The organism is Pseudomonas citri, assembly GCF_025336485.1.
Classification (GTDB): Bacteria; Pseudomonadota; Gammaproteobacteria; order Pseudomonadales; family Pseudomonadaceae; genus Aquipseudomonas; species Aquipseudomonas citri.
Window position 1 is genome coordinate 1 of record NZ_JAODAB010000011.1, and the last position, 13,470, is coordinate 13,470.

The window sequence follows — 13,470 nt, forward strand, 5'->3', positions numbered from 1 at the left end:
CAGGTCTGGCCGTTGTTGCGGTACTTGGAAATGATCGCGCCCTCGACGGCCTTATCCAGGTCCGCGTCGTCGAACACGATGAACGGCGCGTTGCCGCCCAGTTCCAGGGAGACTTTCTTGATGTCCTTGGCGCATTCGCTCATCAGTTGACGACCGATCTCGGTCGAACCGGTGAACGACAGCTTGCGCACGATCGGGTTGCTGGTCAGCTCGCCGCCCACTTCACCGGCGCTGCCGGTGACGACGTTGAAGACACCATTCGGGATGCCGGCGCGTGCCGCCAGCTCGGCAAGAGCCAGGGCGGAGTAGGGCGTCTGCGAGGCGGGCTTGAGCACCATGGTGCAACCGGCCGCCAGGGCCGGACCGGCCTTGCGGGTGATCATCGCCGCCGGGAAGTTCCACGGAGTGATGGCGGCGGTCACGCCGATCGGCTGCTTGATCACGATCAGACGCTTGTCCGGCTGGTGGCCTGGGATCACGTCACCGTAGATGCGCTTGGCTTCTTCGGCGAACCATTCCAGGAACGAAGCGGCGTAGACGATTTCGCCTTTGGCTTCGGTCAATGGCTTGCCCTGCTCGACGGTCATCAGCCGTGCAAGGTCATCCTGGTGTTCGATCATCAATTCGAACCAGCGCCGCAGCTTGCCGGCGCGCTCCTTGGCGGTCAGCGCACGCCAGGCCGGCAGCGCCTTGTCGGCGGCTGCAATCGCGCGGCGGGTTTCAGCGGTGCCCATCTTCGGCACGGTGCCGATGGTTTCGAGAGTGGCCGGGTTGCTGACGTCGAGGGTCTGGCCGCTATCGGCGTTGGCCCAGGTTCCGTCGATATAGGCTTGCTGGCGGAACAGCGAGGAGTCTTTCAGTTGCATGGGGGGTGTTCCTGATCATTCGTGGCGAGGGAGCTCCCTCGCCACAGGTTCAGTTCGCTGAACGGATTGAGGGGGTCAGACTTGCGCGCTACGCGTTCTGAGCTCGGTGTTGAGGATGTGATCGTTCTCGGAATAGTCCACCGGGCAGTCGATGACGTGCACGCCGGGTGTATTCAGGCAGTCCAGCAGCAGCGGCAGGAAACCCTCGGCGCTCTCCACCCGGTGACCCTGGGCGCCATAGGCCTGGGCGTACTGAACGAAGTTTGGGTTGCCGTAGTCCAGGCCGAAATCGGTGAAGCCCATGTTGGCCTGCTTCCAGCGGATCATGCCGTAGCCATCGTCGCGCAGGATGATGACCGTGAGGTTCATCTTCAGGCGCACCGCGGTTTCCAGTTCCTGGCTGTTCATCATGAAACCGCCGTCACCGCACACCGAGATGACCGGGCGATCCGGGTGCACCAGATGCGCGGCCATGGCCGACGGCAGGCCGGCGCCCATGGTCGCCAGGGCATTGTCCAGTAGCACCGTGTTGGGCTTGTGCGCCTTGTAGTTGCGTGCGAACCAGATTTTGTAGATGCCGTTGTCCAGGGCCACGATGCCTTCGGAGGGCAGGGCACGCCGCACGTCGGCGACCAGGCGTTGCGGGTAGACCGGGAAGCGGTCGTCGTCGGCGCCTTCGATGATCTGCGCTTCGTTCGCCTCACGGATCGCCATCAGGCGGGTGAAATCCCAATGCGAGGTGTCGTCCAGGGCTTCGCCAATCTGCCACACGGCATTGGCGATATCGCCGATCACTTCGATCTGCGGGAAGTACACGGCATCGACTTCCGCCGAGCGGAAGTTGATATGAATGACTTCGGTGCCGCCCCGGACCATGAAGAACGGTGGCTTCTCGATCACGTCGTGGCCGATGTTGATGATCAGGTCGGCGGCCTCGACGGCGCGGTGAACGAAGTCGCCGGACGACAGCGCGGCGTTGCCGAGGAAGCGCGGGTGGCGCTCGTCGACCACGCCCTTGCCCATCTGGGTGGTGATGAACGGAATGCCGGTCTGATCGATCAGTTGCTTGAGAACCTTGGCGGTCATCTTGCGGTTGGCGCCGGCACCGATCACCAGGATCGGGCTGCGAGCGCTCTTGAGCTTTTCGACGGCGGCTTCGACGGCCTTGTGCTCGGCCAGTGGACGGCGGTGCAGGCTCGGCGGGATCGGCAGGCTGTCGGTCTGCTCGGCGGCGATGTCTTCCGGCAACTCCAGGTGCACGGCCCCCGGTTTTTCTTCTTCAGCCAGGCGGAAAGCTTCGCGCATGCGGGCCGGAATGTTGTCGGCCGAGGCAAACTGGTGAGTGTATTTGGTGATGGGGGCCATCATGCCGCACACATCGATGATCTGGAAGCGACCCTGCTTGGACTTCTTGATCGGTTTCTGGCCGGTGATCATCATCATCGGCATGCCGCCCAGATACGCGTAGGCACTGGCCGTGACCAGATTGGTGGCGCCGGGCCCCAGGGTCGACAGGCTGACCCCGGTCTTGCCGGTCAGTCGACCGTAGGTGGCGGCCATGAAACCGGCGGACTGTTCGTGGCGCGTCAACACCAGTTTGATCTTCGACTTGCGCAGCGACTCCAGCAGGTCGAGGTTTTCTTCGCCGGGAATGCCGAACACGTACTCGACACCTTCGTTCTCCAGGCATTGCACAACCACATCGGCGGCCTTGGCCATTTTGCTTGCTACCTCGTTGTTCTATGAAGCATTCATGAGCGGTTTTTCACTATCGCATCCGACAGTGCGGCAGCCATATAACGGGAGGGACAGCTGATGGGAGGTTCGGGGAGCAGGGCAACGCTGGTCTATCGAGCAATGATCTGTGCAAGCCCTGCTGCTTTTAGTGGGGCTGCTTGTGCTTCTCTTTGAGAGAGAGGGAAACCTGCTGACAATCGTCATTATCGTTATAGGCCCGCAAGTGGGCTCGCTCCAAAATCGCCGCATGATTTTGGAGAGACCCCAGTACCGTGAAAATAAAAGAAATTCCAGCCGATAACGACGCCTGCGGCTGGTTCCACCTCAGCAAGAAGAGAGCTCCGCGTCCTGCCCGCAGCGGCCAGGTTCGCGCCCGTTGGGCCGTTGTCGGGGCAGGCTTCACCGGGTTGGCCGTGGCGAGGCAGTTGGCGCTGAACTTTCCCGACGATGAAGTCGTCCTGATGGAAGCCCAGGAGGTCGGCTTCGGCACTTCGGGGCGTAACTCAGGCTTTGCGATTGACCTGCCTCACGATATCGGCGCGCCTGACTACATCGGCGATCCGGCCATTGCCCGCATGCACCTGAAGTTGAACCTGTACGCCCAGGACCTCCTGGCTTCGCTGGTTTCCCGGTACGGCATCGACTGTCAGTTGAGCCGGGTGGGCAAATACCAGGCGGCGGTCGAGGACAAGGGCCTGAGGATTCTGGAGGCCTATCGAGGCGGGCTGGAGAACCTCGGCCAGGCGTTCGAGATCATCGAGGGCCAGGACCTGCCGGCGCATTTGGGCACGTCGTTCTATCGCAGGGCGTTATACACGCCCGGCACGATGCTTTTGCAACCCGCGAGCCTGGTCAAGGGGCTGGCGGACAACCTGCCCGACAACGTTTCGTTGTTCGAGAACTGCGCGGTGACAGGGGTTGAATATGCCGATCCCATCGTGCTGACCCACGCCAAGGGCACTGTCGTGGCCGACAAGCTGGTGCTCGCCAATAATGCTTTCGCCACGCAGTTCGGTTTTCTCAAGGGGCGACTGCTGCCGATCTTCACCTACGCCAGCATGACCCGCCCACTCACTGAAGAAGAGCAGCAGCGCCTCGGTGGCAAGGAGCAGTGGGGCGTCATTCCCGCCGATCCTTTCGGCAGCACGCTGCGCCGCACGCCGGATCAACGCCTGCTGGTGCGCAACAGTTTCGATTATCACCCCAACGGCAAGACCACTCCCAACCTGCTCGCCAAGGCGCAACAGGCACAGCACAAATCCTTCGAGCGGCGCTTCCCCATGCTTCCCGACGTCGGGTTCGAATACACCTGGGGCGGTGCGCTGTGCATGACCCGTAACCATGCCGGGCATTTCGGTGAGCTGGCGCGCAACGTATACGGCGCCCTCGGTTGCAATGGCCTGGGCATCACCCGGGGGACCGGTACGGGCACGCTGCTGGCCGATTGGCTGGCCGGCAAGAGCAACGATCTGATCGAGTTTCTGCGGTGCTCCGAAGGTCCGAATGCGAACCCACCGGAGCCACTGCTCTCCTTGGGCATCAATGCCAACCTGCGCTGGGGGCAGTACCGGGCCGGTCGGGAAAGCTGATTGATGATCAACCGCCCCGATACCAATCGGTGATATCGGGGCACCCGTGAACACTTATGAGGAATCTGCAAATGTCCATCAAACCCACCGTAATCAAACAGGCCGAACAATCCCCCATGGGCGAACTGGCCCCGGCCAAGCTGCCCATTGGCGATGTCGTCGCCCAGTCCCGCCTGGGGCAGGACACCACACTCGAAGCATCCGGCGCCTCGGTTGGCGTCTGGGAATGCAGCCCTGGTGTTTTCCGTCGCCACATCATGAACCGCGAATTCAGCCACGTGATTTCCGGCTGGTGCATCTTCACCCCGGATGGCGGCGAGCCCGTCGAGTTGCGCGCCGGCGACGCGGTGTTCTTCCCGGCCAACTGCGAAGGCATCTGGGACATTCGCGAGCAATTCCGCAAGACCTATGTGATTTTCTAAAGGAATACGCGAATGATCACTCGAATTGATACATCCCACCGGGCCAGCAAACTGGTCATCGCCGGTGACCGGGTCGAAACCTCCGGGCTGGTGGCCAACGATTGTTCGGTCGGCATCGCCGGACAGACGCGGGACGTGCTGGCGCAGCTCGACGCACTGCTGGCAAAGGCTGGCGTCGGCCGGGAAGGCCTGATGCGCGTACAGATCTGGCTGGCCGACATGAAAGATTTCGACGCGATGAATGCGGTGTACGACGCCTGGGTCGGTGGGGTGCATCAGCCTGCGCGGGCCTGTGTCGGCTCGCAGTTGGCCAGTGCCGATTACTTGATTGAAATCCAGGGCTGGGCTCAGCGCTGATACCCATCGGCCAAGCCGTCATCGTGTGGCGAGCGAGCAAGCTCCTCGCTACACGTACAAATCCTGCTGGCAATCGTCCTTTTCCTTATAGGCGGCAAATTGCCGCGGTCTCAGAATCAGTTCAACAACAAGAAAAACAGGTGATCTGATGAAGGCGATCGGCGTGCTCGGAGTGGGTGCTCTCACCGAGAAGGTGGTGAGAGGCTTGCGCAGAGGTGGTTACTCGGCCCCTATCTATTTGAGCCCCCGCAATGTGGAGCGGGCGCAGAGTCTCGCCAGGGATTTCGATTGCGAGGTGCTGGCGGACAATCAGGCGGTGGTCGACGCCTCCCGGATCCTGTTGCTGGGTGTTCGCCCCGACCAATTGGAATCGCTCGCCCACAGCATCGATATCGGCCCCCGGCACCAACTGGTGTCGTTCATCACCGGTGTCAGCCATCGTGAACTGATGCGCTTGTTCGGCACCGATAAAACCATCCGCTCGATGCTGTCCTATGCCGCCGAAACCAACAGCACCAACGTGGTCCTGAATCCACCGTCGAAGGAGATCACGACGCTGTTCGATTCCCTGGGAACGTTGGTCCCGGTGGAGCGCGAAGACCAGTTCGAACTGGCGACCGTCGCGGCCTGCATGAACGGTTGGTTCTACTTCCTCCTGCATGACCTGCATCGCTGGATCGCCGATAAGGGCTTCGATCCGGCCCAGAGTCGGCAGTTGATTCTTGGCAGCCTGAGCGACTGCATTGCGTACGCCAGGCTTCGAGAAGACCAGTCTTTCGCCAATCTCGGCAAGTCCATTGCCACGTCGGGCACTTATACGGCGCTTGGCCTCGAGATGCTTGATTTGCACCAGGCGAACGCAGCATGGAGCGCTGCTTGTGAAATTGTTCTAGATGCACTGTTAACAAAAACACAAGAGGGTGACCGCAAATGAAAAAAACAAACGACGTGTCCTTCAACAGCCAGACACCTTGCGCCGGGGCGGGCGCAGCCGGCAAGAAAGGAGGTGGGGTCAAGAAGTTCCTTTTCGCCACGCCCCTGGTGCTCGGCCTGGCTGCTGGTGTATCGGCTGCCAATGCCGCGCAATGCGGCGCTGTCACCATCGCCAGCATGAACTGGGCATCGGCCGAGTTACTGGCCGAAGTGGACAAATTCATCCTGCAGAACGGCTATGACTGCGATGCCAGCGTCGTGCTGGGGGATACCGTGCCGACCCTGACCTCCATGGCGGAAAAGGGCAAACCGGATGTGGCGCCCGAATCCTGGACCAGCCTGCGCCCACCGATCACCCAGAAGAACATTGAAGAAGGCAAGTTGCTGATCGCCAGCAAATCCCTGGCTGAAGGGGGTGTACAGGGCATCTATATTCCCAAGTTCATCGTCGACGCCCATCCCGACATCAAGACCATCGCCGATGCATTGAAGCATCCCGAACTGTTCCCGGATCCGGAGGACAGCTCGAAAGGCGCCTGGTCCGCGGGTCAGCAAGGCTGGGGCGGCACCATCATCGCCAGCCAGTACTACAAGGCCTACAAGGCCAAGGAAGCAGGGTTCAACCTGGTCGATACCGGCTCTGCAGCCGGGCATGACGGCTCGCTCGTGCGCGCCTATGAGCGCAAGAAGGGCTGGATCGGCTACTACTGGGAGCCCACGTCGCTGCTCGGCAAGTACGAGATGGTGCGCCTTCCTTCCGGCGCGCCTTACGACGCGACCGAGTGGAACCGCTGCAACAAAGTGGAAAAATGCCCGGATCCAAAGCCCAACGAATGGCCTGCCGATGAGGTCAACACCATCGTGACCAAGTCGTTCGCCAGTCGCTCCGGCCCCGCCTATGAATACCTCCAGCACCGTTCCTGGCCGAACGCAATGGTCAGTCGCATGCTGGCCTGGATGGCCGACAACCAGGCCACGGGTGCCGACGGCGCGAAGGAATTCCTGAAGAAAAACCCGGATGTGTGGGCCAAGTGGGTATCGCCTGAAGCCGCCGGGAAGATCAAGTCAGCCTTGTAGTTTGCAGCGTGACGCAGTGGCTCCGGCCACTGCGTCATCACGGCCGGGAAGCAACAGGAATGAGCCCGGCAATATTGGAAAAAGGTATCAAAAATGAGCTGGTTTCATGAGTTTCCTCATATGAACGATGACTCCCTGCGTAGCCTGAAACAGGCTATCGACGATGGGTTCCGGTCATTCACACGCGGCTACGGCGACGGTATTGAAAGCTTCTTCGCACCCCTGCAAAAGTTCTTGCTGCTGTCCGAGCAGTTCATGACGCAGACGCCGTGGCCGATCATCATTCTAATCGTCCTGGCCATCGCCTGGGCTGCAAGCCGGAGCGTGAAGGTCGTGCTGGGTGCGCTCGTCACGCTGCTCGCCATCGGCTACCTGGACATGTGGGACGACTCGATGCGCACGATCTCGATGATCTTCGTCTGCACCATTCTGTCGATCGTCATGGGCTTGCCGATCGGTATCCTCATGGCCCGTTCGGAGCGTGTCCAGCGGATGGTCAATCCCGTGCTCGACGTCATGCAAACCATGCCGAGCTTCGTCTACCTGATTCCCGTGGTCATGCTGCTGGGCATCGGCCGGGTGCCCGGCCTGATCGCGGTGGTGATCTATGCGATTCCGCCGATGATCCGCATGACCAACCTGGGCATTCGCCTGGTGGACAAGGACGTGCTCGAAGCCGCCGATGCCTTTGGTTCCTCCAACTGGCAGAAACTCAAGAACGTGCAGTTGCCGCTGGCGTTGCCGACCATCATGGCGGGCATCAACCAGACGATCATGATGGCCCTGGCGATGGTGGTCATTGCCTCGATGATCGGCGTGCAAGGCCTCGGCCAGCCGGTGCTGAAAGCCATCGCCAACCAGTACTTCACCCTCGGTATCTTCAACGGCCTTGCCATCGTCGGCATCGCCATCATCTTCGACCGCGTCAGCCAGGCCTATGGGCACAGGCTCCAGAAACACCGGGAGATCGTCCATGGCTAATCAACACTTCGACGGCATCAAGATCCGTCACCTGTACAAGATCTTCGGCCCGGATGCGGCCACGCACATCGAGGCGGTGAAAAAAGGCCTGACGAAAACCGAGCTGATCGAGCGCTACGGCCACGTCCTCGGCCTGAAGGATATCAACCTGGAAATGCCCTCCGGAGAGATCCAAGTGATCATGGGGCTGTCCGGTTCGGGCAAGTCCACGTTGATCCGCCACATCAACCGGTTGATCGACCCGACGGCAGGTGAAGTGTTGGTCAACGGCGTGGATGTCGCCAAGATGAACCAGAGTGACCTGCGCGAATTCCGTCGGCTGCAGACGGCGATGGTGTTCCAGAAGTTCGCTTTGCTGCCCCATCGCAACGTGCTCGAGAACACCGTCTATGGCCTCGATATCCAGAAGCTTCCGCGCTCCAAGAGTATCGATATCGCCATGCGCTGGCTCGAACGGGTAGGGCTCAAGGGTTTCGAGAAGCGCTATCCCAACCAGCTCTCGGGCGGCATGCAGCAGCGCGTGGGCCTGGCCCGGGCGCTGGCCAACGACGCGCCGGTGCTGTTGATGGACGAAGCCTATTCCGCACTCGACCCGCTGATCCGTGTGGATATGCAGACCGTGCTGCTGGACCTGCAGAAGGAAATCAAGAAGACCATCGTGTTCATCACCCACGACTTGGATGAAGCGTTGCGCCTGGGCGACCAGATCGCGATCCTGCGCGATGGCGAAGTCATCCAGCAGGGCACCAGCCAGGATATCGTCCTGCGGCCTGCCGATGAATACGTCGCGAACTTCGTCAAGGAGGTCAATCGGGGGCGCGTGCTTCAGGTCGAAACCGTCATGGTGCAGCCGTCCGCCGGTGCGCCTTCAAGCGGCCTGACGATCACCGCGGGCACCACCGTCGAGGACGCGATGCGCAAGTTGGCATCGGCACCGGATGGAGAGGTTTGCGTGGTCGATGCGTTGGGCAAGCCCATCGGCGCCGTGACGCTGCGGAGGCTGGCGGAAGCCATGGTCAACGCACATGAAGTGCCAGGCTTCAGCAGTCCTTCCCTTGCAGTAGTCCGCTGAAGTCGTTCACGATCGTTGATCCCCGGCTGAAACAATCGGCCCCCGTCTTCCTGAGGAAGCGGGGGCCGATGTGTTGGGCTCCGTGCTTTCTTGCCGGCAGTTTGCGAGTGACTTGGGTACAGTGGAGATCCACTCGATACTGAGCGGCCCGCGCGGTTTCAAACCACTTGCCTGACCTTGCGATGCACCCACCGGGCCCCGTCCTTGAGTTCAAGAACCTGCCAATGAATGTGCTCCAGCGAGGCGTTGTGCCCGACGCTGATCAGGATCGTTTCCGGCAGCGCCTGCTTGAGCAACTGATAGCAGCGCAGCTCGTTTGCCGCATCCAGTGCCGAGCTGCTTTCGTCGAGGAACAGCACCGTTGGGCGGGCCAGCAGGGCGCGGACGAACGCGCAACGTTGTTGTTCGCCGATGCTGAGGGTCTGGGCCCAGTCACGTTCCTGGTCCAGTTGATTGGCCAGGTGTTGCAGGCCGACTTGCTCCATTGCCTGGTGCAGGGCGGCATCTTCTTCGCGCCGTGGCGGGTTGGGATACCAGAGCGCTTCGCGCAGGCTGCCCAGGGGCAGGTAGGGTTTTTGCGACAGCGTCAGGGCCTGCTCGCGGTCATAGCTGCTGGTGCCGCAGGCATGGGGCCAAAGCCCACTGATGGTACGCAGCAGCGTCGATTTTCCGTAGCCGGACGGCGCACTGATCATCAGGCTGTCGCCGGGCCTGAGTGACAGGTTGAAGCCTTTGAATAACTGCCGGCCGTTCGGCAGCCAGACGTCCAGGTCCTTGATATCGAGGCCGCCTGCCTGCTGCTCGAGCCGGACCTGGGATGTGACCTCGAGATTATCCAGGCGCTCCTGGAAGCCGTTCAAACGGTCGATCACCGACTTCCATTCCGACAGCTCCGGAAACACGCTGACCAGGTAGGCAATGGCCGCGTGGACTTCGCCGAAGGCTGCGCTGATCTGCGTCAGGCGACCCAGGGGGAACGCGCCGGCGAAGAACTGCGGGGCCATGATGAACATGGGAATGACCGTGGCGCTGCGCAGATAGAAAGTCGAATAACCCATGATCAGCTTCTGCTTCTTGACCAGCGCCCAGAAGTTTTCTAGCGCCGCCTCCAGGCGTTGGTTGAAGCGTTCGTTCTCCACCAATTCGCCACGGTATTGGGCTACCGAATCGGCGTTTTCCCGCAGGCGGATGAGGGCGAAACGAAAGTCCGCTTCACGCCGTTGTTGCATGAAATTGAGGCTTGGCAACGCGCGCCCCAGCCAGAACGCCAGGCCGGTGCCCAGCAGCGCATACACCAGCGCGATCCACACCAGCAGCCCCGGGATGACCACCGACTGGTCGTTGAACGGCACGCTGACCAGGTTCGAAGCTTGCCAGAGAATATTCAGGAAGGAGAACAGCGACACCACCGACGTCAGCAGCCCCAAGCTCAATTTCAGCGACTTGACGATAAACAGGTCGATGTCCTCGGCGATGCGCTGGTCGGGGTTGTCGACCTCGGTCTCGGTCAGTTTCAGCTTCTGGTAGCGCTGGCTGCCCAGCCATTGGTCGAGCATGTTGCGGGTGGCCCAACGGCGCCAGCGGACGGTCAGCTTCTGCTGGAAATGGAACGCGCCCACGGTAAACCCGGCCATGCCGACCTGCAGCAGGATGAATTGCAGGCTGCCGACCAGGAAACCGTGATAGTCCAGGGCCTGCAACGCGTTGTAGAAATGCAGGTTCCAGAAGTTGTTGAGGATGTTGATGCCCACCAGGCACAGGGTCATCAGCACGGTGCCTAGCAGCAGCAACAGGGCCGGGTATTTTTCCTCGGATGTCCAGAACGGCCGCGCGAGACGCCAGAAAGTGCGGAGTGTGTGCATGTGGTCTTGATGAGCCCAGTCGCTGACGACGTTGAGTTTGCAGATGAGGAAGGATAGGATCGGCCAATGCTAATCGTTTGCATTCATTAGGGAAAGGGAGACCCGTCATCGAATTTCCACAATGGCTCAACCAGGCCTGGCCGCCGATACAGCGGGTTATCCGGCAGGGGACTGGTGATCAGCCTTCCATTGCGTTGAGCCGACTTGCCGATCCTGACGTGCTGCAACCGTTGCTGGCCCGCTTCGCCCTGCGTTATCCGGGGGTGAACCGCGCCGCTGTGGCGTCGCAGTGGTCGATGAACTACATGAGCATCGTCCTGCCGGCGACCCTGGCCTGTGTGTTGACCCGCCAGTGCGCCATCGATTTCTGGGGCGAAGAGGCGCTGCTGCTGCACGATGACGGTCAGCCTTCGGCACTGGGCCTGGCGACCCGACTGCCGGCCCTGGGCGCGGATGAGCGTGCAGCCTACTGGTCGCGGCTGATCCACGAGCACCTGGCACCGCTGTTCACCACTCTGGCCGCCGCCGGGGGACTGGCTCCGAAAGTATTGTGGGGCAACATGGTCGCTATCTGGGATGGTGCGTTCGCGCGAATGGACCCCGACCTGTCCCGGGACGGATTCGCCGAGGCGCACCAGTGGCTGGAGCCGGTCACGGTGAATGACGGGCGCCTGAAACTGCGGGGCCTGCAACGCATGGTCGAATCACCCGCGCCGCAGATCTGCCCTCGTTTGCCATTGCGCCGGCATTGCTGCTTGCACTACCAGTTGCACGAACCTGTCGAAGGCCAGCCGCCGGTGCTTTGCGAATCCTGCCCTAAACTGCATCGCCTGCCCCTGGCGGAGCAGGTGAGCTATCTGCATTACATCTATGAAGAGGCGTGAGCGCCGGTAGCAGGGGCAGTCCACCACAGGTTCGTCGGCTGCCTTAAACAGGCAGCATGACCGGCGTCTCCACAACGGCCCGGGGTGCGATCTCGTTGACCTGACCATGCTCGATGCGGATCAACCGGTCGGCCAGGCCGAAGTAGGCATCGTCATGGGAAATGACGATCAGCAGTTTGCCGCGCTCGCGCAGGTCCGGCAGGATCCGGGTGTAGAAGAAGTGCTTGAACACCGGGTCCTGGTCGGCCGCCCATTCGTCGAACAGGTAGCACGGACGATCATCCAGATAGGCACTGAGCAGCGCCAGGCGCTTGCGTTGCCCAGTGGACAGCGCCAGGGTCGTCAACTTGCCTGCCTCGACGTGCACCTTGTGATCCAGTTGCAGGTGGATCAGGTAGTCCTGGGCCTGTTTCACCAGGTGCGGATCGTCGCCATCGAACAGGTTCTCAAACAGGCAGAAGTCGGTGAAGATCGCCGAGAAGTGCTGGCGGTAATGGTGGTTGTCATTGCTCGAGGAGACTTGCTCGTCGAGCATGATGTCGCCGCCTTCCGGCCGGTAGAGGCCCGTCAGCAACAAGGCCAGGGTGGTCTTGCCGCTGCCGTTGCCGCCGGTGATGAACACCACCTCGCCGGCATTGAGGGTCAGGTCGATAGGCCCGAGGGTGAAATGACCGTCTTCGCGCTCGCGGTAGTAGGTATGGCTGACCTGGCGGCACACCAGGCTGCGGACCTGGGTCGGAGAAAGGCTGCCATCGGCCTCGTCGGCGGTCTGCATCTCGCCTTCCAGGGCACGGATCTTGTTCAGCGCGACGCTGGCCCGGCCCAGGGTCGGCAAGGCGTGCATCAGTTCCGACAACGGCGTGATCAAGTAGAGGATTGCCAGGATAAAGCCGGTGATCAGGCTGACGCTCAGGTCGATGAACTGCGGCGCGGCGAACAGCACCACGCCGATCAGCAGGTAGAACACCGCATTGCCCCAGTTCAGCACGAGGGCGTAGATGCTCATGCCCCGCACGAAATCCCGGCGATATTGCTGGCTCACCGGTATCAGCAGGCGCGTGAAGAAGTGCTGCCGGCGCGGATGGTTGAGTTGCAGTTCCTTGCTGCCGTCGGTGAGCAGGCGGTATTGGTCGAACAACTGGTCCTTGAGCTCCCGTGCACGGGAAATCGAGGTCAGTGCCCGGCGTTGCGGCCAGTTGAAACTGAGGCTGCCCAGGACGATCAGCAACAGCGTCAGGCCGAGCAGCGGCAAGCTCAGCCAGCCCAGATAGGCCAGGCAGGCGGCGATGATCCCGGCGTTGACCAGCAATACCGGCACCAGCTCCACCGCCTGGCTGATGGTCTGCGTATCATCGGTCAGCATTGCCAGCAGGCGGTGTTTGCCCAGGCGTTGCAACTGCGCGTAAGGCGTGTCGATCAACTTGGCGCTCAGGTGCAGGCGCATGTCATTGACCGCTGCCTGGCCCAGGCGCAGCAGGCTGACGTCGGAGATCACCCGCGACACCACGACCAATACCACCAGGCCGGCGAAGTACAGGCCGTCCACCGGACGCAACTGGTCGAACACCGTCAGGCTGTGGTTGATGTTGGCAATCAGCCCGGCCGCCGCGAGGCCGCAGACCAGGCCCGTCAGGGTCGCCACCAGCAGCGCGCGCCATGAGCGTTTAGCCATGAGTAACAACAGATCCAT

Annotated in this window: 12 protein-coding genes; 8 read left to right on the forward strand and 4 right to left on the reverse strand. The window is 61.4% G+C overall.

The features are described from left to right. Both N4Q37_RS14155 and N4Q37_RS14160 read right to left on the reverse strand, forming a co-directional pair. On the reverse strand, positions 1-866 hold an 866-nt coding region (locus N4Q37_RS14155), incomplete at its 3' end, for an aldehyde dehydrogenase family protein (RefSeq protein WP_260958625.1). Positions 867-941: 75 nt separating this feature from the next. After that, positions 942-2,585 (reverse strand): acetolactate synthase large subunit, encoded by a 1,644-nt coding sequence (locus N4Q37_RS14160; protein ID WP_260958626.1) that lies wholly within the window; start codon positions 2,583-2,585, stop codon positions 942-944. Between the two features lie 290 nt (positions 2,586-2,875). On the opposite strand from N4Q37_RS14160, the gene N4Q37_RS14165 reads away from it, so the two are divergent. The 7 genes from N4Q37_RS14165 (at position 2,876) to N4Q37_RS14195 (ending at position 9,034) form a co-directional block, all read left to right on the forward strand. Beyond that, positions 2,876-4,192: an NAD(P)/FAD-dependent oxidoreductase gene (locus tag N4Q37_RS14165; protein ID WP_260958627.1), complete on the forward strand. Its 1,317-nt coding sequence runs from the start codon at positions 2,876-2,878 to the stop codon at positions 4,190-4,192. Positions 4,193-4,263: 71 nt separating this feature from the next. Next, the gene (locus N4Q37_RS14170) at positions 4,264-4,614 is read left to right on the forward strand and encodes a cupin domain-containing protein (RefSeq protein WP_260958628.1); all 351 of its coding nucleotides are present in this window, start codon (positions 4,264-4,266) and stop codon (positions 4,612-4,614) included. A 12-nt stretch (positions 4,615-4,626) separates the two neighbouring features. Further along, positions 4,627-4,971: a RidA family protein gene (locus tag N4Q37_RS14175; RefSeq protein ID WP_260958629.1), complete on the forward strand. Its 345-nt coding sequence runs from the start codon at positions 4,627-4,629 to the stop codon at positions 4,969-4,971. A gap of 148 nt (positions 4,972-5,119) precedes the next feature. Next, complete coding sequence (locus N4Q37_RS14180) at positions 5,120-5,905, forward strand: NAD(P)-binding domain-containing protein (RefSeq protein WP_260958630.1); 786 nt, start codon at positions 5,120-5,122, stop codon at positions 5,903-5,905. Beyond that, a complete protein-coding gene (locus N4Q37_RS14185; RefSeq protein WP_260958631.1) occupies positions 5,902-6,981 on the forward strand; it encodes an ABC transporter substrate-binding protein in 1,080 nt (359 codons plus the stop codon). Before N4Q37_RS14180 ends, N4Q37_RS14185 begins: the two co-directional genes overlap by 4 nt. 120 nt (positions 6,982-7,101) lie before the next feature. Next, entirely contained in the window at positions 7,102-7,962 is an 861-nt protein-coding gene (locus N4Q37_RS14190; protein ID WP_260958632.1) for an ABC transporter permease, read from the forward strand. Then, positions 7,955-9,034: a quaternary amine ABC transporter ATP-binding protein gene (locus N4Q37_RS14195; RefSeq protein ID WP_260958633.1), complete on the forward strand. Its 1,080-nt coding sequence runs from the start codon at positions 7,955-7,957 to the stop codon at positions 9,032-9,034. Before N4Q37_RS14190 ends, N4Q37_RS14195 begins: the two co-directional genes overlap by 8 nt. Positions 9,035-9,192: 158 nt before the next feature. Here N4Q37_RS14195 and N4Q37_RS14200 read toward each other — a convergent pair whose 3' ends face one another. Next, a complete protein-coding gene (locus N4Q37_RS14200; RefSeq protein ID WP_260958634.1) occupies positions 9,193-10,896 on the reverse strand; it encodes an ABC transporter ATP-binding protein/permease in 1,704 nt (567 codons plus the stop codon). 194 nt (positions 10,897-11,090) lie between these two features. Between N4Q37_RS14200 and fhuF the strand changes: the two genes are divergently transcribed. After that, positions 11,091-11,780 carry a siderophore-iron reductase FhuF gene (gene fhuF, locus N4Q37_RS14205; protein ID WP_260958635.1) on the forward strand — a complete coding sequence of 230 codons (690 nt, stop codon included), beginning with the start codon at positions 11,091-11,093 and terminating at the stop codon, positions 11,778-11,780. A 43-nt stretch (positions 11,781-11,823) separates the two neighbouring features. Here fhuF and N4Q37_RS14210 read toward each other — a convergent pair whose 3' ends face one another. Further along, positions 11,824-13,470 (reverse strand): cyclic peptide export ABC transporter, encoded by a 1,647-nt coding sequence (locus N4Q37_RS14210; protein ID WP_260958636.1) that lies wholly within the window; start codon positions 13,468-13,470, stop codon positions 11,824-11,826.